Annotated in this window: 23 protein-coding genes; 10 read left to right on the top strand and 13 right to left on the bottom strand. The window is 66.4% G+C overall.

The window, feature by feature from the left end; translation table 11 throughout:
* Positions 1–15: 15 nt before the first annotated feature.
* Positions 16–2,118: a methionine--tRNA ligase gene (metG, locus tag IPM49_03060; GenBank protein ID MBK9273505.1), complete on the top strand. Its 2,103-nt coding sequence runs from the start codon at positions 16–18 to the stop codon at positions 2,116–2,118.
* 127 nt (positions 2,119–2,245) lie between these two features.
* Here metG and IPM49_03055 read toward each other — a convergent pair whose 3' ends face one another.
* The 9 genes from IPM49_03055 to IPM49_03015 all read right to left on the bottom strand — a co-directional run bounded on the left by IPM49_03055 (position 2,246) and on the right by IPM49_03015 (position 10,392).
* On the bottom strand, positions 2,246–2,983 hold the full coding sequence (locus tag IPM49_03055) for a class I SAM-dependent methyltransferase (protein MBK9273504.1): 738 nt from the start codon (positions 2,981–2,983) through the stop codon (positions 2,246–2,248).
* Positions 2,984–3,023: 40 nt separating this feature from the next.
* Complete coding sequence (locus IPM49_03050; GenBank protein MBK9273503.1) at positions 3,024–3,803, bottom strand: 2OG-Fe(II) oxygenase; 780 nt, start codon at positions 3,801–3,803, stop codon at positions 3,024–3,026.
* A gap of 36 nt (positions 3,804–3,839) precedes the next feature.
* Positions 3,840–4,574, bottom strand: a complete 735-nt coding sequence (locus IPM49_03045; protein MBK9273502.1) for a class I SAM-dependent methyltransferase — start codon at positions 4,572–4,574, stop codon at positions 3,840–3,842.
* 73 nt (positions 4,575–4,647) lie between these two features.
* The gene (locus IPM49_03040) at positions 4,648–6,192 is read right to left on the bottom strand and encodes a S8 family serine peptidase (GenBank protein MBK9273501.1); all 1,545 of its coding nucleotides are present in this window, start codon (positions 6,190–6,192) and stop codon (positions 4,648–4,650) included.
* Positions 6,193–6,312: 120 nt separating this feature from the next.
* Positions 6,313–6,657 (bottom strand): 50S ribosomal protein L20, encoded by a 345-nt coding sequence (gene rplT, locus IPM49_03035; GenBank protein MBK9273500.1) that lies wholly within the window; start codon positions 6,655–6,657, stop codon positions 6,313–6,315.
* A 105-nt stretch (positions 6,658–6,762) separates the two neighbouring features.
* On the bottom strand, positions 6,763–6,954 hold the full coding sequence (gene rpmI, locus IPM49_03030; GenBank protein MBK9273499.1) for a 50S ribosomal protein L35: 192 nt from the start codon (positions 6,952–6,954) through the stop codon (positions 6,763–6,765).
* A 77-nt stretch (positions 6,955–7,031) separates the two neighbouring features.
* A complete protein-coding gene (locus IPM49_03025; GenBank protein ID MBK9273498.1) occupies positions 7,032–7,553 on the bottom strand; it encodes a translation initiation factor IF-3 in 522 nt (173 codons plus the stop codon).
* A gap of 101 nt (positions 7,554–7,654) precedes the next feature.
* Complete coding sequence (thrS, locus tag IPM49_03020) at positions 7,655–9,598, bottom strand: threonine--tRNA ligase (protein ID MBK9273497.1); 1,944 nt, start codon at positions 9,596–9,598, stop codon at positions 7,655–7,657.
* 80 nt (positions 9,599–9,678) lie between these two features.
* The gene (locus IPM49_03015) at positions 9,679–10,392 is read right to left on the bottom strand and encodes a tetratricopeptide repeat protein (GenBank protein ID MBK9273496.1); all 714 of its coding nucleotides are present in this window, start codon (positions 10,390–10,392) and stop codon (positions 9,679–9,681) included.
* 102 nt (positions 10,393–10,494) lie between these two features.
* On the opposite strand from IPM49_03015, the gene IPM49_03010 reads away from it, so the two are divergent.
* Positions 10,495–10,917, top strand: coding sequence for a DoxX family protein (locus IPM49_03010; protein MBK9273495.1), 423 nt, complete (start codon positions 10,495–10,497; stop codon positions 10,915–10,917).
* On the opposite strand, the gene IPM49_03005 is transcribed toward IPM49_03010, so the two are convergent.
* Together IPM49_03005 and IPM49_03000 are read right to left on the bottom strand one after the other, a co-directional pair.
* Positions 10,904–11,962 carry an AI-2E family transporter gene (locus IPM49_03005; GenBank protein MBK9273494.1) on the bottom strand — a complete coding sequence of 353 codons (1,059 nt, stop codon included), beginning with the start codon at positions 11,960–11,962 and terminating at the stop codon, positions 10,904–10,906. The two genes, IPM49_03010 and IPM49_03005, sit on opposite strands and share 14 nt — an antisense overlap.
* A gap of 32 nt (positions 11,963–11,994) precedes the next feature.
* Entirely contained in the window at positions 11,995–13,245 is a 1,251-nt protein-coding gene (locus tag IPM49_03000; protein MBK9273493.1) for an aminotransferase class I/II-fold pyridoxal phosphate-dependent enzyme, read from the bottom strand.
* A 136-nt stretch (positions 13,246–13,381) separates the two neighbouring features.
* Between IPM49_03000 and bamD the strand changes: the two genes are divergently transcribed.
* The 5 genes from bamD to recN all read left to right on the top strand — a co-directional run bounded on the left by bamD (position 13,382) and on the right by recN (position 18,506).
* A complete protein-coding gene (gene bamD, locus IPM49_02995) occupies positions 13,382–14,212 on the top strand; it encodes an outer membrane protein assembly factor BamD (protein ID MBK9273492.1) in 831 nt (276 codons plus the stop codon).
* On the top strand, positions 14,209–14,556 hold the full coding sequence (locus IPM49_02990; protein ID MBK9273491.1) for a DNA-directed RNA polymerase subunit omega: 348 nt from the start codon (positions 14,209–14,211) through the stop codon (positions 14,554–14,556). Before bamD ends, IPM49_02990 begins: the two co-directional genes overlap by 4 nt.
* A gap of 24 nt (positions 14,557–14,580) precedes the next feature.
* Positions 14,581–15,786, top strand: coding sequence for a bifunctional phosphopantothenoylcysteine decarboxylase/phosphopantothenate--cysteine ligase CoaBC (coaBC, locus tag IPM49_02985; GenBank protein ID MBK9273490.1), 1,206 nt, complete (start codon positions 14,581–14,583; stop codon positions 15,784–15,786).
* A gap of 2 nt (positions 15,787–15,788) precedes the next feature.
* Positions 15,789–16,697, top strand: coding sequence for a DUF4835 family protein (locus IPM49_02980; GenBank protein MBK9273489.1), 909 nt, complete (start codon positions 15,789–15,791; stop codon positions 16,695–16,697).
* A 156-nt stretch (positions 16,698–16,853) separates the two neighbouring features.
* The gene (gene recN, locus IPM49_02975; protein ID MBK9273488.1) at positions 16,854–18,506 is read left to right on the top strand and encodes a DNA repair protein RecN; all 1,653 of its coding nucleotides are present in this window, start codon (positions 16,854–16,856) and stop codon (positions 18,504–18,506) included.
* A gap of 106 nt (positions 18,507–18,612) precedes the next feature.
* Here recN and IPM49_02970 read toward each other — a convergent pair whose 3' ends face one another.
* Together IPM49_02970 and IPM49_02965 are read right to left on the bottom strand one after the other, a co-directional pair.
* Positions 18,613–20,076, bottom strand: coding sequence for a T9SS type A sorting domain-containing protein (locus IPM49_02970; protein MBK9273487.1), 1,464 nt, complete (start codon positions 20,074–20,076; stop codon positions 18,613–18,615).
* Positions 20,073–21,539: a hypothetical protein gene (locus tag IPM49_02965; GenBank protein MBK9273486.1), complete on the bottom strand. Its 1,467-nt coding sequence runs from the start codon at positions 21,537–21,539 to the stop codon at positions 20,073–20,075. Before IPM49_02965 ends, IPM49_02970 begins: the two co-directional genes overlap by 4 nt.
* A gap of 309 nt (positions 21,540–21,848) precedes the next feature.
* Here IPM49_02965 and IPM49_02960 point away from each other — a divergent pair, with 309 nt between their 5' ends.
* The 3 genes from IPM49_02960 to IPM49_02950 all read left to right on the top strand — a co-directional run bounded on the left by IPM49_02960 (position 21,849) and on the right by IPM49_02950 (position 26,440).
* On the top strand, positions 21,849–22,664 hold the full coding sequence (locus tag IPM49_02960; protein MBK9273485.1) for an SDR family oxidoreductase: 816 nt from the start codon (positions 21,849–21,851) through the stop codon (positions 22,662–22,664).
* Positions 22,665–22,702: 38 nt separating this feature from the next.
* Positions 22,703–24,169: a hypothetical protein gene (locus IPM49_02955; protein MBK9273484.1), complete on the top strand. Its 1,467-nt coding sequence runs from the start codon at positions 22,703–22,705 to the stop codon at positions 24,167–24,169.
* Between the two features lie 63 nt (positions 24,170–24,232).
* Positions 24,233–26,440, top strand: a complete 2,208-nt coding sequence (locus tag IPM49_02950) for a tetratricopeptide repeat protein (GenBank protein ID MBK9273483.1) — start codon at positions 24,233–24,235, stop codon at positions 26,438–26,440.
* Positions 26,441–26,443 lie beyond the last annotated feature (3 nt).

Raw genomic sequence — 26,443 nt, 5'->3', positions numbered from 1 at the left:
GAAGCGCAAGACCCCGTGAAGACCCCCGCCCGCCACACCATCACCGCCGCCTTGCCCTACGCCAACGGGCCGCTGCACATCGGCCACATCGCCGGGGCCTACCTGCCCGCCGATATCCACGTGCGCAACCTGCGGCAGCGCGGCAAGGAGGTGCTCTTCATCTGCGGCAGCGACGAGCACGGTGCGGCCATCACCATCCGCGCCATGAAGGAGGGCACCACGCCCCGCGCCATCGTGGACACCTACCACGCGCTGATGGGCCAGGCCTTCCAGGACTTCGGCATCCACTTCGACATCTACGACCGCACCAGCAGCGACCTGCACCGCGAGACCTCGCAGGGCTTCTTCCTGAAACTGCTGGGGAACGGTGCCTTCAGCGTGCAGGAGGAGCAGCAGTACTACGACGCCGAGGCGAGACAGTTCCTGGCCGACCGCTACATCATGGGCACCTGCCCCACCTGCGGCAACCCCGATGCCTACGGCGACCAGTGCGAGAAGTGCGGCAGCGCCCTCAGCCCCAAGGACCTGATCGATCCGCGCAGCACCCTCAGCGGCGCCAAGCCCGTGCTGAAGCCCACGCAGCACTGGTACCTGAAGATGGACGAGGCCCAGCACTGGGTGGACACCTGGATCAACACGGGCATGCTCGATGGCGCGCAACACCACGACCCCAGGGAGTGGAAGGCGAGCGTGCTGGGCCAGTGCAACAGCTGGCTGAAGGACGGCCTGCGTCCCCGCGCCATGACGCGCGACCTGGACTGGGGCGTGCCCGTGCCGCTGCCCGGCGCCGAGGGCAAGGTGCTCTACGTGTGGCTCGATGCGCCCATCGGCTACATCAGCGCCACCAAGCGCTGGGCCTTGGAGCACGGCCAGGACTGGGAGAAATGGTGGAAGGCGGATGACACGCGCTTGATCCACTTCATCGGCAAGGACAACATCGTCTTCCACGCCATCATCTTCCCGATCCTGCTGAAGCTGCACGGCGGCTACGTGCTGCCGCAGAACGTGCCGGCCAACGAGTTCCTCAACCTGGAGGGAAGGAAGATCAGCACCAGCCGCAACTGGGCCGTGTGGCTGCACGAGTACCTGGAGCGCTGGCCGGGCCGTCAGGACGAGCTGCGCTACTGCCTGGCCACCATCATCCCCGAGCAGAAGGACAGCGAGTTCACCTGGAAGGACTTCCAGGACAAGAACAACAACGAGCTCGTGGCCATCATCGGCAACTTCGTGCAGCGTGTGTTCGTGCTCTGCCACAAGTACTACGAAGGCAAGGCGCCCGCGGCGGGGGAGAAGCTCGACCAGGATGTGGCCTTGTGGAGCGCGGTGCACGGCAGCGTGGAAGAGGTCGCCCGCCACATCGACGGTTTCCGGTTGCGCGATGCCCTGAGCAGTGCCATGAACGTGGCCCGCGCCGGCAACAAATACCTCAGCGACAGCGAGCCCTGGAAGCTGGAGAAGACCGATCCGGAGCGCACGCGCACGATCCTGGCGAACAGCCTCAACGTGGCAGCGGTGCTCAGCATCGTGCTGGAGCCTTTCCTGCCGCACACCACCGCCAGGCTGCGCCGCATGCTGGGCATCGGTGCGCTGCCGTGGAGCGAGGCCTTCCGCAGTGACCTGATCGGCGAAGGACAGGAGCTGGGCAAGCCTGAGCACCTCTTCAAGCCCATCACCGATGCGGAGATCCAGCCGGAGGTCGAGCGGCTGCATGCGACCGAGGGTGCAACAGGCGTCCCGCCTGTTGGGCCAACACCGTCAACAGGCGGGACGCCTGTTGCACGTTCAAAGCCCCACATCGCGTTCGACGACTTCGCCAAGCTCGACCTGCGCGTGGGCACCATCCTGACGGCCGAGCGCGTGCCCAAGGCCGACAAGCTGCTGAAGCTGAGCATCGACATCGGTGAGCCACAACCGCGCACCGTGGTCAGCGGCATCGCCATGCACTACGCACCGGAGCAGCTGCCCGGTCAGCAGGTGGTGCTGGTGGCCAACCTGGAGCCGCGGAAGATGCGCGGCGTGGAAAGCCAGGGCATGGTGCTGATGGCCGAGGATGCCGCCGGCAAGCTGGTGTTCGTGCAGCCGAAGGAGGGGATGGGGGCGGGGGCGGAGGTGCGGTGAGCGAGTGCGCGCTACAGCACCGCGATCAACAGCAGTTCCTTGCCGTCCTCCCGTGCGCCCACCCGCTGTGAGCGCTGGTCCCAGGCGGCGAGCTCTTCAGTGCTGTAGGTCCAGTCGCCGGTGAGGATCAGATGGGGCACGTCGCGCAAGAGGTGGCGCGCGAACGGGATGTCCAGGTAGTTGGGGTGCAGGGACCCCAGTTCACGTGGAAGAGGCCCGGTTCCCGGCGCCGGTAGGCGTCGCTTCCGTTGGGGCAGAACGCCATGAACAGCCCCCCGGGCACCAGGTGGTCCCTGCTGAACGCGACCAGATCGGGGATGGAGGCCAGGTGCTCGATGACGTGCGAACTGCTGATGACGTCGTAGCGGCCGTTCACGGCGGCAGGGTCGCTGTGGATGGTGACGCCGAGGGTGCGCTGGCCGAAGGCGGCGCGTGGCCTGCTCAGTTCGAAGCCCTCGGCATCGAGCCCGGCACGGCGCATCTTGAACACGTGGTAGCCCCAGCTGCAGCCATAGTCCAGCACGCGCCCACCGGCCGGACGAAGTGCCTTGATGTAGGGGGAGATGTCGCGCAGGTCGGGGAAGCCCTCGGTCTTGAGCTTCTCCATGGCCGCCGCATCGGGCAGCTTGGTGATCATGTGGGTGTCCACCGTGTACTCCTTCTGGTAGAAGCGCTCCAACCAGGCCGGGTCATCCTTGGGATGGCGGTGTCGCAGGTGACACTGCCGGCATTCCAGCAACCAGGTGACGATGTACTTGTGGTCCACCACCTGCAGGTCCGTGCCGCCGCAACAGGGGCAACGCCGCGGCTGGCCCACGTTCAGCGCCGATCGCAGCCAGTACGCGGCCTTCAGCTTCAGGCTCATGGGAGTGAAGGCGAAGGTGCCGGGAAAGGTCCGTACGCCCTCACTGCTTGTTGATGCGTTCCAGGAAGGCCTTGACCCCGCTGCTGAAGCGCTTCACCTGCCCGCCCACGCCTTCGGTGTTCACGTACACGGTGTTGTGCTCGGCGGCGACCTCCCCCTCCGGCCGGGTGGCCGTGTAGTAGTAGGTGGCGAGGCTCTTGCGGTTCACGCCGGGCGGCGTCCGCAGCGGCTTGGGGTGTCCGTGGAAGCTGATCTCGTTGGTCTCGAACATGGCGCAGCGGTTGAAGAGCGGCGCCACCTTGCCCAGCAACCGCTTTTCACTGCCGGTGAGGTCCCAGAGCTCGAGGTGGCCTTCGTACTCGTCCTTCCAGTCCTTGTTCATGTACACCAGCACGTTCAGCCGGCGGTGGTGCTTGGTGTCGGGGTGGAAGTTGTAGTCCACGTGCACGTTGAGGAAGGCCCCGGTGATGCTCTGGTGCAGGCCGCCCCCGAAGAGCTTGGGGTCGCCCTCCAGCCCCTCGATGCCGCTGATCTCCTCCAGCCAGCCCAGCAGCTCCGGGCTGTTGAGCTCCTGGAAGGCCCGGTCCATCACGCTGCCCGGCTCGAAGACGGTCTTGCTGAACTTGTTCTTCTGGTCGATGTAAGTGGTGCCATCCCAGGTGCCCTCGCCGATCGCGGGGTAGCTGTTGTGGACCTCCTCGGCCTTGTCGGGCTTGAAGAAGCCCTCGAACATGGTCCAGTGGAAGGGGCGTTGGGAGCGGAACGCAGTGCGGATCTCGTCGGTGCGGGCCCGCAGGCGCTCCATGTCGATGAATTCCATGGTGGTCGCTGGTCGGTCGAAGGTAACGGTGCGCGATCACACCACGAGCAGGGCCACCTGGTAGTAGTTGTTCACGGCTCCGAGCAGTTCGGTGCGCACGTACCACGAGGCCTGAAAGGCCTGAAGGGCCGCGAACTCGTGGTTCGGCACATTGAACTCGTCGAAGAGCAGGACATCGCCCGCGCGCAGGTGCGGCCCCAGGGCGGTGAGCACGAAGAGGGTGGAGGAGTAGAGGTCGGCGTCCAGATGGATCACCCTGCGGCGGCCGTCCGCGAACGGGGCCGAACGCAGGAAGGGCAGGAGGGTCTCCTGGAACAGCCCCTTGTGGAACCGCCCGCGCGGGTCCTCCAACACGGGCACCGTGGTGGCCATGTCGCCCATGGCGAACGCGCCCCATTGCTCGGGCAGGCCCTCGAAGGTGTCGAAGCCGTGGAAGCGGCTGTCGGCATGCGGTGCATGGGCGAGCCACCAGCGGAACGAGCGCCCGTCGAAGACCCCGAACTCCAGGTAGTCGATGGGAGCTTCATGGAGGCCCAACCGCCGGATGACATGGGCATGAAGCTGCTCGCGTTTGGCATGCACGCGGCGGAAGGTGTGGAAGTCGTTCATCACCTCTGGGCCCTTGCGCTGGCGTGCGATCCAGGCGGAGAGCGCCAGGGTGTTGGCCGCGAAGCGGAAGGGATGCACCGACCAGCCCAGCCAGGCATGCGGCCGCAGGAGCAGCAGGAGGCCCTTGGCGTGGATGTGGAGCCGGATGAGGGCGTTGCGCATGGAGCGTGGGCCGGCAAGGATACGCAACGGCCCCGCCTCCCGGACGGGAAGCGGGGCCGCGATGGGGCAGGGATCAGAGCGCGAGCGCGCAGTTCACCGCGGCGGCCGCGTTGATGTTGCCGTAGCCCTTGCTGCTGCTGGGGCTGTTGGCGAACTGGGCCGTGGCCTTCAGGCAGGTGAGCACCTGGTCGCGCGTGGCGGTGGGCCGGGCGCTCCACACCAGGGCGGCGATCCCTGCGGCCGTCGCCGTGGCGCTGCTGCTGCCACCGATGTAGGTGGGCGTGCTGCCCGAGGGCGGCAGGGAGAGCGAGTTGCGGCTGCTGCTGCTGTTCCGCTCCATGCAGATGGTGAGGTCGATCTGCGAGCCGTCGTGGCAGCTGGCGCACTTGCTGCCGTTCTCCTTCACGCCGGTCACCGCCACGCAATTGCTGTAGGCCGCCGGGTAGATCACGCCCCACCAGCTGGTCCAGCTGAAGCTGGTGCCGCCTGCGGCGAAGAGCAGTTTGCCCTGGCCGTGGGCGTAGTTGACGCCATCCCGAAGGACGCTGTAGCTGAACGGTGTGCCGATGCTCATGCTGATCACCCGCACGGCGGGGTCACCACCGAGGGCCACCAAGGCGTTCTTCACCGCGGTGCGCTCGCTGCTCTTGTTCAGCACCACATCCTCGCTGGCGCGCACGAAGCGCAGGTTGCTCTTGTAGGCCACGCCCGTGGTGGCGCCACCGGCGTTGCGCGGCCCCACGGCCTGGCCGGCCATGCTGGTGCCGTGCGAGCAGCTGGTGTAGGCCGAGCTGCCCAGCGTGGCGGAAGCCGTGAAGGTGCGGCCCACGTTGCTCTCGCCGTCGTTGAACGCGCCGCCCACGTAGCTCTGCGCCGAACTGAGGCCCGCATCGATCACGCCCACGGTGATGCCCAGGCCCTGCGCCGTGTTCCAGGCCGCAGGGATGGTGTGGTTGTTGAAGTTCCACGGCAACCGCGCGTTGGGCGTGATGGTGGTGACGTCGGCGGCGTTGAGCGCGGTGGTGCTCGGGCTGCAGCCGCTGGTGCTGCGGTCGGCGATCGCCGGCCAGTAGTCGAGCGGCTCCACATAGCGCACGTTGCGCAGGTTGGCCAGCATCGTCAGCACCCGGGCATCGGTGATGCGCAGGGTGAGGATGGGCAGCACCGGGTCGTCCTCCACCAGGATGTCCCGCAGGTCGAGCGGGTCGCGGCGGCCTTCGTTGAGCATGCCCAGGACGCGCACCAGCAGGGCGTCATGCACGGCGCGCCACTCGGAGGAGCGGATGTCGATGCGATGGAGCTGCTCCTCCACGCCCGTGGCGTTGGCGGGCTGGTACCCGATGCTCACGCTGTGGTCGTTGTACTGTGTGGCGCTCCACAACGTGCGCAGGTCCACCATGTCCCACCGGAAGTCGTTGCGGGATTCCAGGATGCCGATGATGGTGCGGTCGAGCGCCTCCTGGTCGAGCGGGGGGCCTTGCGGTGGGGTTTGTGGCTGTGCGCGCTCAACGAGCACGGGGCCCTGTTGCAGGTCCTGGGGGCCGGCGGCGGGTTCGCGTTGGCAGGCGGCCAGCAGCAGTGCGCCGGCGAGGATCGGAAGGGGGGATGGGATGCGCATGGTGGGGTCTTGCTGGCGAAAAGCTACACGGCTTTTTCATACCACCGGGCTCTCCAACAACGACAAGGGGGACACGCGGTCCCCCTTGCGAACGGCGCCCGGAACGGGCGGGCCGTCGGTTCACTTCACCTTCTGCACGATGGCCTTGAAGGCCTCGGCGTCGCTGTAGGCGATCTCGGCCAGGGCCTTGCGGTCCAGGTCGATGCTGGCCTTCTTGAGGCCCGCCATGAAGACGCTGTAGCTGGTGCCATGGAGGCGGCACGCGGCATTGATGCGCTGGATCCAGAGGGCGCGGAAGTCGCGCTTCTTGATGCGCCGGCCGGAGTAGGCGTGGGTGAGGCCCTTCTCCACGCTGTTCTTGGCGACGGTATAGACGTTCTTGCGGCGGCCGAAGCTGCCTTTGGCCAGCTTGAGGATCTTCTTGCGCTTGGTGCGGCTGGCGACCTTGTTCTTACTGCGGGGCATGTTGCCTTGGGTTTTCGGGCGTGGGCGGAACGCGCTGTCGGCGCTCGCTTGGGGGCTCCACGTCCTGGTTAACGCTACCTGTTCGACCCGGTGCGGGAGGGTCCCTTACTTGAGCAGTTCGAGGATGTTCTTCTCGTCACGCTTGTGCACCACGGCCATCTTGGCGAGGTTGCGCTTGCGCTTCTTGTGCTTCTTGGTAAGGATGTGGTTGTGGAACGCGTGCTTGCGTTTCACCTTGCCGGTGCCGGTGAGCTTGAACCGCTTCTTGGCGCCGGACTTGGTCTTCATCTTGGGCATGGCCTCTCTGCGTTGATGATCGACGGTCGGGTGATCGGGGTTGATGGATGGAACGGGATGGCGATGTCGACCTCGCCTTATTTCTTCTTCTTGGGAATGAGGAACATGATCATGCGCTTGCCCTCCAGCTTGGGCATGCTCTCCACCAGGCCCACGTCCTCCAGTTCCTGAGCGAACTTGAGCAGCAGGATCTCGCCGCGCTCCTTGAACACGATGGTGCGGCCGCGGAAGAACACGAAAGCCTTCACCTTGTGGCCTTCCTGCAGGAACTTCCGGGCGTGGTTGGTCTTGAAGTTCAGGTCATGGTCGTCGGTGTTGGGTCCGAACCGGATCTCCTTCATCTCGACGGTGGCCTGCTTGGCCTTGATCTCCTTCTGCTTCTTCTTGAGGTCGTACAGGAACTTCTTGTAGTCCGTGATGCGGCACACCGGAGGCACGGCCGTGGGGCTGATCTCCACCAGGTCCAGGCCCAGGTCCTCGGCCATGCGCAGCGCCACGTTGAACGGGTACACCCCCTGCTCGATGTTCTCGCCCACCACACGCACTTCGCTCACCCCGTAGATGCGCGAGTTGATGCGATGGGGATCCTCCTTGACCACACGGCCACGGAAGGGACGACGCGACCCGCCTCCGGGGCGCGGTCCGCTGGGACGATTGAAGGGTGGTCCTGCCACGAAGGGGATGTTGGTTCCTGTTGCGTTCACAAGCCGCCGAGCTGCTCCCGCACCCGTTCGTTCACCAGGTCGGCGAAGGACCCGGCGCTCATGGCGCCCAGGTCGCCCCGGCCTTGTTCCCTTACGGACACGGTGCCTTCGGCGGCTTCCTTTTCACCGAGGATGAGCATGAACGGGAATTTGGCCAGTTCCGCATCGCGGATCTTGCGGCCGATCTTCTCGCTGCGCTCGTCAACGGCGGCGCGAATATCGGAATCTTTCAGATCCCCAGCGACTTGCCGCGCCAGGTCGAGGTACTTGTCGCTGATGGGCAGCACGATGGCCTGTTCGGGGGTGAGCCAGAGCGGGAAGCGGCCGGCGGTGTGCTCGATCACCACGGCCACAAAGCGCTCCAGGCTGCCGAAGGGCGCCCGGTGGATCATCACCGGCCGGTGGCGCTGGTTGTCGGCCCCCACGTATTCCAGCTCGAAGCGCTCCGGCAGGTTGTAGTCCACCTGGATGGTGCCCAGCTGCCATTTGCGGCCCAGGGCGTCCTTCACCATGAAGTCCAGCTTGGGGCCGTAGAAGGCCGCCTCGCCGTACTCCACCACCGTCCTCAGCCCCCGCTCGGCGGCCGCATCGATGATGGCCTGCTCGGCCTTGGTCCAGTTCTCGTCCGAACCGATGTACTTGCTGCGGTCCTCCTTGTCGCGCAGACTGACCTGTGCCTCGTAGTCCGTCAGGTCCAACGCTTTGAACACCTTCAGCACCAGGTCGATCACCTTCATGAACTCCTCCTTCACCTGGTCCGGCCGACAGAAGAGGTGGGCGTCGTCCTGCGTGAAGCCGCGCACGCGCGTGAGGCCGTGCAGTTCGCCGCTCTGCTCGTAGCGGTACACCGTGCCGAACTCGGCGTAGCGGATCGGCAGGTCCTTGTAGCTGCGTGGGCGGCTCTTGTAGATCTCGCAGTGGTGCGGGCAGTTCATCGGCTTCAGGAAGAACTCCTCGCCCTCGTGCGGGGTCTGGATCGGCTTGAAGCTGTCCTTGCCGTACTTCTCGTAGTGGCCGCTGGTGACGTAGAGGTCCTTGTGCGCGATGTGCGGGGTGGCCACCTGCTCGTAACCGCTCTTCTCCTGGGCCGCCTTCATGAAGTTGACCAGCCGCTCGCGCAGGGCGGCGCCCTTGGGCAGCCACAGGGGCAGGCCGGGCCCCACCTTCTCGCTGAAGGTGAAGAGGTCCAGCTCCTTGCCGAGCTTGCGGTGGTCGCGCTTCTTCGCCTCCTCCAGCAGCGCCAGGTGCTCGTCGAGCTCCTTCTGCTTGGGGAAGGTGATGGCATACACGCGGGTGAGCTGCTTGCGCTTCTCGTCGCCGCGCCAGTAGGCGCCCGCCACGCTCATCACCTTGGCCGCCTTGATGAACGAGGTGTCCGGGATGTGCGGCCCGCGGCACAGGTCGGTGAAGCCGCCCTGTGTGTAAAAGGTGATCTCGCCGTCGTTGAGGCCCTCGAGCAGCTCCAGCTTGTATTCGTCGTCCTTCTCCTTGAAGTAGGCGATGGCGTCGGCCTTGCCCACTTCCTTGCGTTGGTACACGCTCTTCTTCGCGGCGAGCTCCTTCATCCTGGCCTCGATGGCCGCGAAGTCGCCCTCGCCGATGACGCGCTCGCCCAGGTCGATGTCGTAGTAGAAGCCCTGCTCGATGGGCGGGCCGATGCCGAACTTGGTGCCGGGGTACAACGCCTCGATGGCTTCGGCCATCAGGTGGGCGCTGCTGTGCCACATCGTGGCCTTGCCATCGGGGTCGTTCCAGGTGAGCAGCTGCAGGGTGCAGTCTCCCGGCAGCGGCCGGTTCGCGTCGCGCACCTCGCCGTTCACTTTCGCGGCCAGCACATTGCGCGCGAGGCCTTCACTGATGCTCTTGGCCACGTCCATGGCGCTGACGCCGTGGTCGTAGCTCCGGACCGAACCGTCCGGAAGGGTGACGTTGATGCTCATGGCGGCGTTCCGGCCACCCTACGAGCGGTGGTCGCGAAAGGGGCGCGAAGATAACGGACGCGCACGCGCCGCCGACGCGCTCACAGGCAATGGATGATCAGCAGCTCGTCCAGCGAGGCGTCGCCCAGTTCACGGGCCTTGACGATGTCCATGCAGGCCTCCTCGTTGCGCCCCAAGGCGATCAGCGCATGGGCCCGGCCGCCATAAGCCTTCACGAGCGTGGGGTCGAGCGACAGGGCGTGGGCGAGGTCGGCCACGGCCGCCTCGTGCTCGCCCAGGTTGTTGCGCACCAGCCCGCGATTGCACCAGGCCTTGGCGTCGGTCGGGGCCAGTCGGACCAGTTCGTCATAGTGGACCAGGGCCGCCTCACGTTCGCCCCGGGCCACCAGCACCTGCCCCCACGTGTAGCGCGCGTGCAGGCCGATGGCATGGTCCGGAGCGGCCTCGAGAATGGCGCGCAGGTCGGCTTCGGCCAGGTCGAAGCGTTCGGCCTGCACATAGGCTTCGGCGCGTCGCAAGCGGATGTTCAGGTCGTTCGGTTCCAACAGCAGCGCCCGGTCCAGGTCGTGCAGGGCGCCCGTCCGGTCGCCCAGGGCCTCGCGGCTCAGCCCGCGGTAGTACCACGCGCGGGCATGCTCCGGCCGCTGGGCGATCACCCCGGTGAAGATGTCCACGGCGGCGCGGTGCTCCTGGTGCCGCACGGCGGCGAGCCCCTCCATGAACGGGTCCGCGGCGTCCTGGCCGGTGATGGTCGTGGAGACCACGACGGCGATGGCGAACAGGGTGGTGCGCATGGCCCCCTTGAACGGGATCCGCAGGGCCGGGGTTCATGCCGTTCACGCAGGGCCGTGGATAGATCGGACCCAAGGCCGGTCCCCGCTGGTGGTCGTGCCGCTATGTTCGCCCCCACATTCACCTCCATGCTGCTGAACAGTGAACCCCTGGGAGAGGACTTCGGCGTGCTTCTGTTGCGCGTCACCGCTGGCGGCGGCATGTTCTGGTTGCACGGCTGGCCCAAGCTGATGCACTTCAGCGAGCGCATGGACAGCTTCGCCGACCCCTTCGGGATCGGTTCGGCCGCTTCCCTGGTGCTCATCGTGTTCGCCGAGGCGCTGTGCTCGGTCCTGGTGGTGCTGGGCCTTTGGACCCGCGCCGCCCTGATCCCCCTGCTGATCGCCATGGGGGTGGTGGTGTTCATGATCGACGCCGGCGAACCGCTGAAGGAGCGCGAGCTGGCGCTCTTCTACCTCCTGTCGTTCGCCACCCTCCTGTTCACCGGCAGCGGGCGCTTCAGCATCGACCGCATCAAGTTCCAGTAGCGCGGTCGGCAGCCGCGGCACGTCCGTTCGGCACGCCCCCGAACCACCGGCGCAAAGGGAGCAGGGCGGGGACATCCTCGGCCACAAGCACCCCCAGCGATACCAAGGGCAGCAGCAGGATCATGCCGGCCACGCCCCAGAGCGCCCCACCGGCGAAGATCACCACCAGGCTCGCCAGCGTGCTCAGGCCCAGGCGTTCGCCCACCACCTTGGGGAAGATGAGGTTGGCCTCCAGGTATTGCACCGCGCCCAGCACCGCGATGACACCCAGCGGCATCCACATCGACCCGCTGGACGTGTAGGCCAGCGCGATGGGCAGCAGCGAGCTGAACAGGATGCCCACGTAGGGGATCATGGTCATGATGGCGGTGAGCAGCCCGAAGAGAACGGCGTAAGGCACGCCGAGCGCCAGGAAGCCGACGCTATTGAGCAACCCCACGATGAGGTAGACCCGCACCATGCCGCCGATGAAGCGGGCATAGGTGGTGACCGCCTTGGCCAGGATGGCCGGTACGCGGGGCGCCAGGTCGGCGGGCACGGAGGCGGCCAGCGCGGCCACGAAATGACGGCGGTTGTAGAGCAGCAGGGCGGTGTACACCGGGATGATGAACGCGTTGAAGGCCATGCCGAACAGGCCGTTGAGGAGGCTGCCGAGGACGGCCGGGATGCGGCCCGGCAGCGCGGTGGTGAACGAATACCACCACGCCTCGTGGTGACGGTCCATCACGTCGTGCACCCAGCGGTCCAGCCGCTCCCAGAGGCTGCCTTCCGAGGCCGGCAACTGGTCGAGGAACAGCCCCACCTGCCAGGCGAGCAGGCCGAGGAGAGCGCCCACCAGCGCCAGCACGAGCAGCAGCGCGGTGCCGATGGCGAGGCTCCGGGGCCAGCCTTTCCGCTCCAGGCCGGCCACCATCGGGTGCAGCACCAGGGCCAGCAGCAGGGCATAGAGGAGGGGGATGAGCACCGGCGCGCCCCACGCCAGCAGGAGCAAGAGCGCCACGGCCCACACGGGCCAGTTCCTCAACCCGCCGTCAGCCGTTCCCATGCATGCAAGCTGGTCTCGGGGATCGCCTTCGCTCAGGCCTTCATGTCGGCCACCTTCTCGCTGCGGTACGCGCCCACTTCCAGCTTCTTCTTCACCTCGCGGAAGCTGTTGATGGTGCGCTCCACGTCCTCCATGCTGTGCACGGCGGTGGGGATCAGGCGCAGCAGGATCACATCCTTCGGCACCACGGGGTACACCACGATGCTGCAGAAGATGCCGTGGTTCTCGCGCAGGTCGAGCACCACGTTGGTGGCCTCGGGGATGCTGCCCTTCATCATCACGGGGGTCACGCAGCTGTTGGTGACGCCGATGTCCAGGCCGGCCTCCTTGAGGCCGCTCTGCAGGGCCCTGGTGATGGTCCAGAGCTTCTCGGCGAACTCGGGCCGCGTGCGGATCATCTCCAGCCGCTTCAGTGCCCCGATGACGATGGGCATGGGCAGGCTCTTGGCAAAGGTCTGGCTGCGCATGTTGTAGCGCAGGTACATGATCACGTCCTCGGGCCCGCTCACGAAGGCGCCGATGGTGGCCATGGCCTTGGCGAAGGTGCCGAAGTACACGTCCACGCCGTCCTGCACCCCCTGGGCATCGGCCGTGCCGCGCCCGTCGCGGCCCATCATGCCGAAGCCATGGGCGTCGTCCACGAAGAGGCGGAAGTTGTATTTCGCCTTGCGCGCCACGATCTCCTTCAGCTTGCCCTGGTCGCCGGCCATGCCGAACACGCCCTCGGTCATCACCAGGATGCCGCCGCCGGTCTCGCGGGTCACCTTGGCGGCCTTCTCCAGCATGTTGTCCAGGCTGGCCATGTCGTTGTGCTGGAACACGAAGCGCTTGCCCATGTGCAGGCGGGCGCCGTCGATCATGCAGGCGTGGCACTCGCTGTCGTACACCAGCACATCGTGGCGGGAGAGGAGGGCCTCGATGGCGCTCATGCAACCCTGGTAGCCGTAGTTGAGCAGGAAGGTGTCCTCCTTGTCCATGAAGGCGCTCAGCTCATCCTCCAGCTGCTCATGGTACCGGGTCTGTCCGCTCATCATGCGGGCGCCCATCGGGTAGGCCATGCCCCATTGCGCGGCCGCCTCCGCGTCCACCTTGCGCACGTCCGGGTGGTTGGCCAGGCCCAGGTAGTTGTTCAGGCTCCACACGAGCACGGGCTTGCCCCGGAAGGTCATGTGCGCGCCCAGGTCGCCTTCCAGCTTCGGAAAGCTGAAGTAACCGTGGCTGTCCTTGGCATGGCGGCCGATGGGGCCGAGGTCCTTGCGGATCTTGTCGAAGATGTCGTTCATGGGTGGGCGGCTGTTCGCCGGGCCAAAAGTATCAATGCCCCCTGCATGCCTGGGGATGCCCCGCCGGGCGTGGGCGGAAGGGGTTCGGGCCAGGCCGGTGCGCGGCCGACTATCTTTGCCGCCTTTTCCGTACGCTTTGTCCAGCCCACGGTCCGTTCTCACCCCCCTGTGCGCCGCCCTGGCGGTGGTGGCCGTGCTGGCGGGCTGTGGCAAGTTCAACAAGGCCCTCAAGAGCACCGACCTGGACCTGAAGCTGCGCACCGCGCAGGAGTTCCACGACAAGGGACAGTTCGAGAAGGCGCTCCCGCTGCTGGAGGAACTGGTGTCGCTCACGCGCGGCTCGTCCATGAGCGAGCGCGTGAACTATCTGCACGCCAAGAGCTACTTCGGGCTGAAGGACTACACCATGTCCGGCTATTACCTGAACAACTTCACCCGCACGTTCCCCACCAGCCAATACGCGGAGGAGTGCGCCTTCCTGACGGCCTACTGCTACTACAAGAACTCGCCCAGCTACGAGCTGGACCAGACCGATACCCGCTCGGCGATCGATGCGCTGCAGCTGTTCCTGATCCGCTATCCCGCATCGGGCTTGAAGGACAGCTGCAACACGCTGATCGATGTGCTGAGGAACAAGCTGGAGGTGAAGGACTTCGAGGGCCTGAAGCAGTACCACAAGCTGCGCAACTACCAGGCCGCCGGGGTGGTCGCCGAACAGTTCCTGCGCGCGTGGCCCAACAGCCGCTTCCGCGAGGAGGCCCTTTACCTGGCGGCCGAGAGCGCCGTGCTCCTGGCCGAGAACAGCATCGAGAGCAAGCGGGAGGAGCGGTTGCGCGCAGCGATCAAGAGTTGTGATACCTTCGCGGACGCTTTTCCCGAGGCCAGCCGCACCGCCCTGGTGAAACGGATGGCCGACACCTGCCGCTCGAAGCTGAACGTTCCTCCGCAATCCGCACCGACCCCATGACCCCCAAGCACCAGAACGCCGCCAAGACCACCGTGACCCGCGACATGGACCAGCTCGACAAGGAGATCGGCAATGTCTACCAGACGGTGGTGATCCTGGGCAAGCGTGCCAACCAGGTGGCCCTCGGCATCAAGGAGGAGCTGGGCGCCAAGCTGGAGGAGTTCGCCAGCAACGGCGAGAACCTCGAGGAGGTGTATGAGAACCGCGAGCAGATCGAGGTGAGCAAGCACTACGAGAAGATGCCGAAGCCCTCGGCCATCGCCGTGCAGGAACTGGTCGAAGGCCGCCTTCACATCCGCCGTCCCGAGGATGGTGATGTGGCGCCGGCACCCGCCAACGCCTAAGCCGTCCGGCCCCGCCGGCCCGCCATGTCCGCCGCGCTGCCCCGTCGCATCCTGCTGGGCGTCACCGGTGGCATCGCCGCCTACAAATCCGCCCTGCTCGTCCGCGCCATGGTGAAGGCCGGCGCCGAGGTGCAGGTGGTGATGACGCCTGCGGCGCACGACTTCGTGACCCCGCTCACGCTCAGCACCCTCAGCGGCCGGCCGGTGCTCACCGACCTGTTCGTGCGCGATGGCAGCGGCCGCTGGAACGACCACGTGCACCTGGCCCGCTGGGCCGACGCCCTGCTGGTGGCCCCCGCCAGCGCCAACACCCTGGCCAAAATGGCCCACGGGCAGTGCGACAACCTGCTGCTGGCCTGTTTCCTGAGCGCCACCTGCCCGGTGTTCGTGGCCCCCGCCATGGACCTGGAGATGTGGCGCGACCCGGCCACCGCCCACAACCTGGCCCTGCTGAAGGAACGCGGCGTGCGCGCCATCGGTCCGGAGCACGGCGAACTGGCCAGCGGGCTGGTGGGCGAGGGGCGCATGACCGAGCCGGATGAGCTGGTGCAGGCCCTGCAGGAGGCCCTGATCGGCGTGTCGCCCTGGGCCGGACGCACCGTGCTCGTCACCGCCGGGCCCACCCAGGAGCCCATCGACCCGGTGCGCTACATCGGCAACCGCAGCAGCGGCCGCATGGGCTTCGCCATCGCCGAGGAGGCCGCGCGCCGTGGGGCCCGGGTGCGCCTGGTGACCGGACCCGTGCAGCTCACCACCACCGCGGCCGGCATCACCCGCACCGATGTGGGCACCGCCGCCGAGATGGCCGAGGCCTGCAAGGCCATCGCCGCGCAGGCCGATGTGGTGGTGATGAGCGCCGCCGTGGCCGACTTCCGCCCGGCCGCCCCCGCAGCCCGCAAGGTGAAGAAGGGCGAGCCGCTGGACACGCTCGCGCTCGAGCCCACCGAGGACATCCTGGCCTGGATCGGTGCGCACCGCAGGCCCGGGCAGCTCATCGTCGGCTTCGCCCTGGAGACCAACGATGGGGTGGAGCACGCCCGCGGCAAGCTCCAGCGCAAGGGCCTCGATCTGGTGGTGATGAACACCCTGGAGGATGCCGGCGCCGGTTTCGGCCACCCCACCAACCGCGTTACCTTCATCGCCCCGGATACCGATCCGGAAGCCCTGCCGTTGATGAGCAAGTCCGACGTGGCCCGCGCCTTGTTCGACCGCCTCGAAGCCCTCCTCTGACCATGCGAAGGACCGCCTGCCTCCTGCTCCTGCCCTTGCTGCTGCTCCTGCCCCGGGCCTCCGCCGCCCAGGAGTTCAACTGCTCGGTGAGCGTCATCGCCCCGCAGATCCAGAGCACGCCCAAGCGCATCTGGCAGAGCATGGAGACCGCCATCCGCGAGCTGATGAACACGCGGCGCTGGACCAACCGCAACTTCACCCAGCAGGAGCGCATCGAGGTGAACATGCTGCTCACCATCAACCAGCAGGAGGGCCTGGACCGCTTTCAAGGCACCCTGCAGGTGATCTACGCCCGGCCGGTCTACGGCACCGACTACAACAGCCCGGTGATCGACCTGCTGGACAACGACGTGGCCTTCAACTTCCTGGAGAACACCCAGATCGACTTCAGCCCCGATCGGTACACGAACAACCTGGCCAGCATCCTGGGCTTCTATGCCTACTTCATCCTCGGGGTGGACGCCGACACCTTCAGCCCCATGGGCGGCAGCGAGTACTACAACGTGGCGCAGGTGATCGTGAACAACGCACAGAACGTGTCCGAACCCGGCTGGAAGGCCTTCGAGGGCACCAAGAACCGCTACTGGCTGCTGGACAATCAGCAACAGGCCGTGTTCCGGCCCTTCCGCCAGTGCCTCTACGACTACCACCGCGAAGGCTTCGATCGCATGAGCACCGAGATGGATGCCGCGCGCAAGGTGGTGGCCTCCTCCATCGAGAGCCTGCGCACCGTGCACCAGGCCAAGCCCGCCAGCTACAACCTGCAGGTGTTCTTCAACGCCAAGGGCAACGAGCTCGTGGAGCTCTTCAAGCCCGTGCCCGCCCAGGAGAAGACCAAGCTCTTCACCACCCTGCAGATCGTGGACCCCGGGAACATCAGCCGGTACCAGAACATGATGAAGGGGAGTTAGAGCGGGCGTTCCATGTGGCCATGTGCGCATGTGCCCATGTGTTCATCCCGCTGAGGCGGGACAGGTCGTGGCCATGTGGCCATGTGCGCATGTGCCGATGGACCGGTTGGTGGCCACGGCTATCTTGGCCGGCCTCGGATCGCTGAAGTTCCCGTCATGCTGCACCGCCTGCGCATCACCAACTACCTGCTGATCGACCGGCTGGAGCTGGAGCTATCGCCGGGGCTCACCATCATCACGGGTGAAACGGGCAGCGGCAAGAGCATCCTGATCGGTGCGCTGGGCCTGGCCATGGGCGAACGCGCGGATGCCGGCCTGGCGCGGGACCCCCGGCAGCGCTGCGTGATCGAACTGGAGGTGGACAGCGCCGCGGCCTGGCTCTCCGCCTGGTGCCAGCAGGCCGGTGTGCCCGTGGAGACGCCGCTGATCATCCGCCGCCAGCTGGAGCCGGGTGGCCGCAGCCGCGCCTTCGTGAACGACACGCCCGTGCGGCTCGAACAGCTGCGCGAGCTGGGCGAACGCCTCATCCATGTGCACAGCCAGCACCACACGCTGCTGCTCAACGACCCGCGTTTCCAGCTCGGTCTGGTGGACCAGGTGGCCGGCCACGCCAAGGCCGTCACCGCCTACCGCGCCGACCACCGGGCCTGGCGAGCGGTGGAGGAGGAGCTGGCCCGCGCCCGCGCCGAGGAGGAGCGCTCGCGCGCCGAGCTGGACTACCTGGCCTTTCAGCTGGACGAACTGGACCAGGCGCAGCTGAAGGTGGACGAGCAGGAGGCCCTGGAGGCCGAACTGGACCGCGCCGAGCATGCGGGCGAGCTCCTCGGTGCACTGCAGCACGCCGAACGCGCGCTCTCCGGCGAGGGCGGCGTGGTGCCCGCCCTGGCCGCGCTTCGCCAGCACCTGGCCAAGGCCGCCCGCCACGACGCGGGGCTGGCCACCCTGGTGGACCGACTGCACAGCGTGGGCATCGAACTGGATGACATCGCCGGCGAGGCCGAGCGCATGGCCACCGCCGTGGTGCTGGACCCCGCCCACGCCACGCGCCTGCGCGAACGGCTGGACCTGCTGCTGCGCCTGCAGGTGAAGCACCGGGTGAAAGGCACCGAAGAGCTGATCGCCGTGCGCGAGGACCTGCGCGACCGCCACGGCCGCATCGGCACCCTGGGGGAGCGCATCGCCGCGCTGGAACGCCAGGCGGCCGCCATGCGGCAGCACGTGCGGGAGACCGCCGAACGCCTCAGCGCCGCCCGTCGCAAGGCCATGCCGCAGCTCGCCGTGGAGGTGGTGGCCGCCCTGAAGAAGCTCGGCATGCCCCACGCCCGCTTCGCCTTCGAGCACCACCTGACGGATCCCGGCCCCGACGGCATGGACGCCGTGCACGCCCGCTTCAGCGCCAACAAGGACCGCGCGCCCGAGCCGCTGGAGAAGGTGGCCAGCGGCGGCGAACTGGGCCGCGTGATGCTGGCCCTGCTGGAGCGCAGCGCCGAAGGGCTCGGCCTGGACTGCCTGGTCTTCGACGAGATCGACACGGGCGTGAGCGGCGAGGTGGCCGACCGCGTGGGCGAGCTGATGGCCGCCATGGCCCGCCGCCGCCAGGTGATCGCCATCACCCACCTGCCCCAGATCGCCAGCAAGGCCGATGTGCATCTGCTGGTGCACAAGGACCACGAGGCCGAGGCCGTCACCACCCACATCCGCCCCGTGCTCGCCGACGAACGCGTGGAGGTGCTTGCCCGCATGCTCAGCGGCCGCAAGACCACTAAGGCCGCCCTGGAGAACGCGCGGGAACTGCTGAAGGGGAGGTGAGGGGGCTCAGTGATGGGTCGGCGGCGGCCGAGCTACGCATCACTCACCAGCGCGTTCTCCTTGTACACTTGGGGGAACACGGTCATGACCATGTCCTTCATCGACCTCACGGGTGCAGCACGATCCGCGCATGTCCGCTGCGGCCGGCCTCATTGCGCACCCGTACGGCATAGACCCCGGCGGCCTGGCCGGTGAGGTCCAGCACGGCGGGGCCACTGGCAACCCGCTGCACCCGCACCACCCGGCCCTGCGCATCCACCACCTGCAACGTGGCCGGACCGATCGCCTCCGGCAGCTCCACCCGCACCGGACCGGTGCTGGGGTTGGGCACCACCTGTACCGCCAGCGGCTGCTCCACCTCCCGCACCCCCACATCCAAGCCGTACAACCGGCTCACGAAGCGCTGTGTGGTATCGTTGACCGTGCCGTCGTCGTAGCCTACGAACGAGCCGTGGATGTAGTAGCCCCCATCCGGTGCAGGCACCATATCGCGAATGCTCCCGTAGGTGAAGTTCATGTACGTGTAGGGGCCACCACCGTTGCCTCCGAGCGCAGTGGACAGGAGCTGCCCCGTAGTATCGGTGAGCACGAAGCCCCGCCGGACCAAGCCACCCACGCGATCGAAACCGCCGAGCAGCGCTATTCGCCCATCGCCCAAGGGGTGCACCGCCGTTACCGTGGCGCTCACTCCGTCGAGGGTGTCGATCTCGAAGGAGAGGTGATTGTTGAAGGTGGGATCGAGGGTGCCGTTGGGCATCAACCGGATCAAATGGAGCGTATCGGGATCTCCGCTGATCTGAAATCGACCTGCAGCCAAGATCCGGCCATCATCCAGTAGGTGACATCCATACGCTTGACCCCAAAAAATGGTGGTACTGAAACTTGTGTCCAAGCCGCCATCGGGATGGACGCGAAAAATGCGACCGGCAGGCTGGCCTTCGTAAGTGGTAAAGATGCCGCTGAGCAGGAACTTGCCATCGGGCAGGGGATGGATGAAGTCGATGCTGCCATCGCATTTGCGGTGCGTGGCCGTGGTGTCCAGGTATCCGGTGTTGGAGAACCACACCAGGCTGTAGAAGCCCTCGAAGCCGCGGATGCTGTCGCTGAGCACATGCACCCCGGTCATCAGCACCCGGCCGTCGGGGTACACGTGGTAGTCGCCGCCTTGGCCAGGACTGAAATAGGGGCTGTTCGTCATCAGTATGAAGCTGGGGTCGAGCTGACCAGCCGCATCCAATCTGCGAACGAGAGAGGTCGTACCAACATAGTAGCCCGACGACCAGGGTGTGATCTTGCTGCCACCGGGTGCACCAAAGTTCCAACTTGGATCAAGGGAACCATTCGACAACAATCGGGCTAAGGGCCATTCATCGACCACCCCATTGAACTTCAGGCGACCAGATATCAATAGTCTTCCATCTGGCATGATGGCCATGGAATTGACATTCCGCGATCCCAACGAGGTGCGGAACGTGCTATCAAGATCGAAGGGTTGTTGCGCCTGTGCTCCAAGGATGGTCGAAGTGGCCATCAGCATGAAGTACAGCCGCAAAATGCGGCTGTACTTCATGGCTGCACAATGAGCTGTTGCGTGACAGGTCCGTTGGCTGCGCCCAGCAGCACCACGGCGTAGCTACCGGCCGGGACCTGTCGGGTGTCCCAAAGGAGTTGGCCAGTCGCTGCGCTGATCGGGGCTCGATGCACTTCCCGGCCCATCAGATCACGGATCGAGATGGACGCGTTCGCAGGTTGCGGATCCAGACCATAACTAACAGCAACCCATGTGCTGGCCGGGTTGGGATGGATCAGCAGCGAAGCACCAGGCTCCTTGACCGGCTCCTCCCGCACCCCCACATCCAACCCGTACAACCGGCTCACGAAGCGCTGTGTGGTGTCGTCCACCGTGCCGTCGTCGTAGCCTGTATAAGCACCGCAGATGTAATAACCACCGCCGACCGGATCCGGTATCAGGGACTCCACCGAGCTGTACGGGAAGCCCATGTACTCGTACACGCCGCAACCTGTCCCTGAGAAGTATGTATTCAACAGAACCCCGGAGGTATCCACCAAGGCGATACCCCTACGCGGTTGTTCGTCAATGCTGGTGAATGCGCCGTACACGATGTGACCAAGGGGCGATACGGATGTGATCCCGCTCCAAGAGAAGAAGCCTCCGAATTGATGATAGCTTGAACGAAGGTGGTTGTTGAAAGTGGAGTCCAAGGCGCCATCGGGGAACAACCGGATCAAATGCAGCGTATCCGGGTCGCCGTTCATGAGAAATCGGCCTGTCGCGACGATCTTGTTATCCGGTTGCACAAGCAGATCGGTGGCCATGCCCCAGTAGATGCTCGTGTGGAAAGAACTGTCCAAGGCTCCATCGGGATGTACGCGAAAAATGCGACCGACGGGCTGGCCCTCGTAGGTGTTGAGCCAGCCGCTCAGCAGGAATTCACCGTTGGGCAACGGATGGATCAGGTCGATCGTATTGTCGCACTTGCGGTGGATGGCCGTGGTATCCAGGTATCCGGTGTTGGAGAACCACACCAGGCTGTAGAAGCCCTCGAAGCCGCGGATGCTGTCGCTGAGCACATGCACCCCGGTCATCAGCACCCGGCCGTCGGGGTACACGTGGTAGTCGCCGCCTTGGCCGGAAGTGAAATAAGGTCCCGTGTTCATTCCGATGAAGGAGGGGTCCTGATGACCATCAGGTAGGATCCGGCGGACCGTACTGTTGGCCGCCACATAGAACTGTCCGCTCCAGGAGGTCAGTTTGCCACCTCCCAAACTGCTGGCGTAAAAGGTGGGGTCCAGAAGACCATCTTGATCGATACGGACAAGGAGGTGCTCGTTCAATGCACCCGGGAAGAGCATACGGCCTGAAAGGACCAGCTTACCGTCCTGTTGGGGCAGGATGGAGTTGACATTGCGTTGAATGATCGGGGTGCGGAACGAGGTGTCCAGGTCGAACGGCTGCTGCGCGCTACAGAACAGCGCAATGCAAGCCGACACAAAGGCCTGTGGGATCCTCATGGTTGCACGACGAAACGATCACGCACAAGGGAACCCGAAGTGCTCAGGAGTTCCACGATGTATACCCTGGGGGGCACCTCCGCGCTGTCCAGTTCGGCATCGGTGCGGTCGTACGGGTTCCGCCCAGGAAGATGTGCACAAGCCATGTTGACCGTTCTGGGAGTTGAAGATAGTCACACCAGGATCCGGGCGCAGGTGGGCGGTCCCACCATTCCCGGTGGATGCGCTCGGTCCGCACACGCTCCTGCCCGGCCCGCCATCCACCCACTCCCGCCCGAACGGCTATTTTCGACCCCTCAACCTGCACTCATGGCCTACGGACTCCTCAGCGGCAAGCGCGGCATCATCACCGGCGCCCTCAACGACCAGAGCATCGCGTGGAAGGTGGCCGAGCTGGCCCACGCCGAAGGCGCGCGCTTCGTGCTCACCAACGCGCCCGTGGCCATGCGCATGGGCGAGATCAAGAAGCTGGCCGACGCCACCGGTGCCCCGGTGATCCCCGCCGATGCCACCAACGACGCCGACCTGGAGAAGCTCTTCACCGAGAGCGCCCAGCAGCTCGGCGGCCCGGCCGACTTCGTGCTCCACAGCATCGGCATGAGCCCCAACGTGCGCAAGGGCCGGCCCTACAACGACCTCAACTACGACTGGTACAAGCAGACCCTGGACGTGAGCGCCATGAGCCTGCACCGCATGCTGGCCGCCGCCGAGAAGGCCGGGGCCCTGGCCGATGGAGGCAGCGTGGTGGCCCTCACCTACATCGCCGCCCAGCGCGTGTTCCCCGACTACGGCGACATGGCCGATGCCAAGGCCCTGCTGGAGAGCATCACGCGCAGCTGGGGCTACCGCCTGGGCCGCGAGAAGCGCATCCGCGTGAACACCGTGAGCCAGAGCCCCACCATGACCACCGCCGGCAGCGGCATCAAGGGCTTCGACGGCTTCTTCGGCTTCGCCCAGGCCATGAGCCCGCTGGGCAACGCCCCGGCCGAGGACTGCGCCCGCTTCTGCCTCACCCTCTTCAGCGACCTCACCCGCTACGTCACCATGCAGAACCTCTACCACGACGGCGGGTTCAGCACCACCGGCGTCACCCCCGAGGTGATGGCCAAGTTCACCGGCGAGTAGCGCCCGTGCGCCTCGCGGGGTCACCCAACCAACACCCCATGCGCCTTCCCGTCCGCCTCCTTTCCGCGCTGGCCGGCCTTTCGCTGGCCCTGGCCGCCACGGCCCAGACCGAAGGGCCCTCCTTCACCGTCACCGGCACCGGCATCGCCACCACGCTGGCCGCCGACTACCAGAGCATCGGCATCAACCCGGCCAACCTGGGCTGGGACCTGAAGTACGAGGACCCGCGCTTCGTCTTCGGCCTGCTGGAGGGCGCCTATTCCATCCACACCACGGGCGTTTCGCGCAAGGTGCTGCGGAAGGACATGCTCCGCGACTTCGACCGCACCTTCACCGGCAACGAGCAGGCCGCCGCCGCGGACAACTTCGGCGGGGCCGACCTGGCGCTGAACGCCGACATGCGCCTGCTGGGCTTCAGCTTCCTGAACGACGACGCCGGCGGCTTCGCCATCAGCATCGGTGACCGGTTCCAGTGGGACAGCTACTACAATGGCACCACCAGCGACCTCCTCTTCCTGGGCCGCCGCGCGCCCTACTTCACGCACCTGGAGCTGGCCGACGGCACGGTGATCGCCAACCGCCCCGACCTGGGCGCGGACACGCTGGCGCTGGTGCGCCGCGGCTTCGTGGAGCCCGGTGAGGGCCGGCGCATCAGCCAGCTGATGGACGACACCCGCATGACGTTGAGCTGGACGCGCGAGTACGCCTTCTCGTGGGGCCGCCGCCTGTTCACCACCGGCACGGTGGAGTGGCACGGTGGCATCGGCTTCCGCTACCTGCAGGGCTTCGCGCACATCGACATCGGTGAGAAGGACGGCCGCTGGCAGGCCTTCAGCGCCCTGAGCCCCGTGTTCGACGTGGACTACGGCACGGCCGCCGCCAGCAACCCCAGCACGGTGGGCGGCAGCGGGCTGCGCAGCGTGGGGCGCGGCTTCAGCGGCGATGTCGGCATCAGCGCGGTGTACAAGGACCGCCTGAAGGTGGGCGTGGCCGCCACGGGCCTGGGCTCCATGACGTGGGATGGCAACGCGTACAGCGCCAAGGACGACACGCTCTACACGCTCGACAGCCCCGGCTTCACCAGCTACAACTTCTTCGACCAGGCCGAGGTGATCACCTCCGAGCTGGGCATCCTCAACTGGGAGGGTCTGGCCCAGAAGCGGGTGGCCACCCCGGGCATGCTGCGTGTGGGCGCCAGCTACGTGGTGCCCGACAAGGCCGAGGTGGGCATCGACGTGGTGCTGCCGCTGAACGACGTGCCCGGCAACATCGCCAGGCCGCAGTTCAGCGTGGGCGGGGAGTACAGCCCGGTGAAATTCCTCACCCTGCAGGCCGGGGTGGTCACGGGTGGTAACTACGACACCCGCCTGCCCATGGGCCTGCTCTTCCGCCTGCCCTCGGGCCAGTGGGAGGGCGGCTTCGCCAGCCGCGACATGCTCTCCTTCTTCAGCCAGGACACGCCCACGGTCTCCCTGGCCATGGGCATCCTGCGCTTCCGCATCTGACGGACGCCACAAAGAACCTCACGGGGATCGACGGCGGGGCGCCACCGCCTATTTTCGTGCGCCATGCTTCGCCGCATCCTGTTGTTCCTGCTCCCGGGCGCCTTCCTGGTTCTCTCCGTAACCGCCTCCGCCCAAAGCGGCAAGGCCTTCTTCAAGGAGGCCGAGGCCTTGCGCGAGGCCCAGCAGCTCAGCGAGGCCGTGGAGAAATACGGGCTGGCCATCCAGGTGGATCCCGGCATGATCAAGGCCTACCAGGCCCGGGCCGAGGTGTACGTCCTGCTGGACAAGCCCGAGGAAGCCGCTGCCGACCTGCGGAAGGTGCACGAGCTGCAACCCGGTGATGCCGGCCATGCCGCCCGCGCCGCCAAGGCCTACCTGGACCTGGGCCGCTCGCAGGAGGCCCTGGAGCTGTGCAACAAGGCCCTGGCCATCGACCCAAAGAGCATGGAGGCCCTGCAGGCCAAGGTGCGCGTGTGCCTGGCACTGAACGACCTGGACGGCGCCGCCGCCGCCAGCGATGCCGCCCTGGCGCAGAAGGGCACCACGGACACCTACTACCTGCACGGCCTGGTGCGCATGGCCCAGCGCGACTACCGCACCGCCGAGACCGATCTGGAGCGCGTGATCGAGTGGAACTACCTGTACGAGGACGCCTACGTGGCCCTGGCCGAGGTGCAGCTGAAGCTCTACGAGCAGTACACCGGGCCCACCATGCAGCTGCGCACCCTGGACAAGGCCGTGGAGCGCACCACCACCGCGTTGGAGCTGAACCCGCGCAGCACCGCCGCCCTGTTCACCCGCAGCAAGGCCTTCGCCCTGCAGAAGGAGTACGCCAAGGCCATCGACGACATCAGCAAGGTGATCGCCAACGGCCGCACCGATGCCGAGGTGTACCGCCAGCGCGCCCGCTACTACAAGGGCTACGGCCAGCAGCAGAACGCCGTGAACGACCTCAACCGGGTGCTGCAGGAACAGCCCAAGGACGTGCAGGCCCTGCTGCTGCGCGCCGAGTGCAAGGAGGCCAACGTGGACCTGGAGGGTGCGCAACGCGACCTGGACCTGGCCGCCAAGGCCCTTCCCGAAAGCATCAACGCCGAAGGTGTTACAGCACTGGACATCCAGGAGCGGCGCAAGCGGGTGGCCGATGCGCTCTTCGAGCTCAACCGCGAGGAGGATCCGCCGGTGATCACCCTGGTGGAGCCCAGCCGGACCGGCGAGGTGGTGCAGGTGAGCAACGCCCTGCGGCAGGTGAAGGTGACCGGCCACGTGCGCGACCGCAACCTGTTGAAGGCCATCCGCGTCAACGGCACGGAGGCCGACTTCGCCAGGGACGAGAAGGATCCGGAGTTCTTCACCAGCATCCCGTTGGCCGTCACCGAGGAGCGCCTCACCGTGGAGGCCGAGGACGTGTACGGCAACCTGGCCACGGTCACCTTGAAGGTGGAGCGCACCGAAGGCGTGGCCCCCGACCTCGCCGTGACCTCACCGGACCCGGGTCCGGACCGCATCATCACCGTGCCCGCCGACCGCGAGGACCTCTTCATCGAGGGCGTGGCCAGCGATGCGAGCATCATCCGCAGCGTGACGGTGGACGGCATCGTGGCCAGCTATGTGCCGGACACCAACCGCACGGAGTTCAGCATCAAGCTGGTGATCGCCGGCAAGGACCGGTTCACCGTGCGGGCCGAGGACCGCTTCGGCAACGCCAGCGAGGTGCTGGTGCAACTGCAGCGCAAGGCCGCACCGGCACCGCGCCCCGTGGAGCCTGCGGTGGTGGCCGACCGGCCCGCCGACAAGCCTGCCGAACGCCCGGCCGACAAGCCTGCCGGCGGCACCGCGGTGTCCTCCGGCACCACCTGGGTGGTGTACATCGAGAACAGCGAGTACCGCAGCTTCCCCGCGCTCCAAGGCCAGGGCGGCGATGCGGCCAAGATGCAGAAGGCCTTCGCCAAGTACAACGTGCAGAGGACCATCACCAAGAAGAACCTCTCCAAGCAGCAGCTCGAACGCTTCTTCAGCACCGAACTGCGCGACCTGGTGCGCAGCAACAAGGTGAACACCGTGCTGGTGTGGTACGCCGGGCACGGCCGCACCGTGGGTGGCAAGAGCTACTGGATCCCGGTGGACGCCAAGAAGGATGACATCTACACCTTCTACAACTACGGCCCGCTGAAGAACCTGATCCAGAACTACAGCGAGTCGGTGACCAACACCCTGGTGGTGAGCGATGCCGCTGGTTCGGAGGCCAGTTTCTACGACCTCACCCGATAGCCG

The sequence above is a fragment of the Flavobacteriales bacterium genome (assembly GCA_016715895.1).
Lineage (GTDB): Bacteria > Bacteroidota > Bacteroidia > Flavobacteriales_F > PHOS-HE28 > PHOS-HE28.
Note: the sequence above shows the minus strand (reverse complement) of the source record. Positions and strands in the feature narration are given on the sequence as shown.

Coding starts and splice junctions, on each gene's coding strand:
- IPM49_03055 (MBK9273504.1), bottom strand. CDS start 2,983: ATGAGCCTGAAGCTGAAGGCCGCGTACTGGCTGCGATCGGCGCTGAAC.
- IPM49_03050 (MBK9273503.1), bottom strand. CDS start 3,803: ATGGAATTCATCGACATGGAGCGCCTGCGGGCCCGCACCGACGAGATC.
- IPM49_03045 (MBK9273502.1), bottom strand. CDS start 4,574: ATGCGCAACGCCCTCATCCGGCTCCACATCCACGCCAAGGGCCTCCTG.
- IPM49_03040 (MBK9273501.1), bottom strand. CDS start 6,192: ATGCGCATCCCATCCCCCCTTCCGATCCTCGCCGGCGCACTGCTGCTG.
- rplT (MBK9273500.1), bottom strand. CDS start 6,657: ATGCCCCGCAGTAAGAACAAGGTCGCCAGCCGCACCAAGCGCAAGAAG.
- rpmI (MBK9273499.1), bottom strand. CDS start 6,954: ATGCCCAAGATGAAGACCAAGTCCGGCGCCAAGAAGCGGTTCAAGCTC.
- thrS (MBK9273497.1), bottom strand. CDS start 9,598: ATGAGCATCAACGTCACCCTTCCGGACGGTTCGGTCCGGAGCTACGAC.
- IPM49_03015 (MBK9273496.1), bottom strand. CDS start 10,392: ATGCGCACCACCCTGTTCGCCATCGCCGTCGTGGTCTCCACGACCATC.
- IPM49_03010 (MBK9273495.1), top strand. CDS start 10,495: ATGTTCGCCCCCACATTCACCTCCATGCTGCTGAACAGTGAACCCCTG.
- IPM49_03005 (MBK9273494.1), bottom strand. CDS start 11,962: ATGGGAACGGCTGACGGCGGGTTGAGGAACTGGCCCGTGTGGGCCGTG.
- IPM49_03000 (MBK9273493.1), bottom strand. CDS start 13,245: ATGAACGACATCTTCGACAAGATCCGCAAGGACCTCGGCCCCATCGGC.
- IPM49_02990 (MBK9273491.1), top strand. CDS start 14,209: ATGACCCCCAAGCACCAGAACGCCGCCAAGACCACCGTGACCCGCGAC.
- coaBC (MBK9273490.1), top strand. CDS start 14,581: ATGTCCGCCGCGCTGCCCCGTCGCATCCTGCTGGGCGTCACCGGTGGC.
- IPM49_02980 (MBK9273489.1), top strand. CDS start 15,789: ATGCGAAGGACCGCCTGCCTCCTGCTCCTGCCCTTGCTGCTGCTCCTG.
- recN (MBK9273488.1), top strand. CDS start 16,854: ATGCTGCACCGCCTGCGCATCACCAACTACCTGCTGATCGACCGGCTG.
- IPM49_02970 (MBK9273487.1), bottom strand. CDS start 20,076: ATGAAGTACAGCCGCATTTTGCGGCTGTACTTCATGCTGATGGCCACT.
- IPM49_02965 (MBK9273486.1), bottom strand. CDS start 21,539: ATGAGGATCCCACAGGCCTTTGTGTCGGCTTGCATTGCGCTGTTCTGT.
- IPM49_02960 (MBK9273485.1), top strand. CDS start 21,849: ATGGCCTACGGACTCCTCAGCGGCAAGCGCGGCATCATCACCGGCGCC.
- IPM49_02955 (MBK9273484.1), top strand. CDS start 22,703: ATGCGCCTTCCCGTCCGCCTCCTTTCCGCGCTGGCCGGCCTTTCGCTG.
- IPM49_02950 (MBK9273483.1), top strand. CDS start 24,233: ATGCTTCGCCGCATCCTGTTGTTCCTGCTCCCGGGCGCCTTCCTGGTT.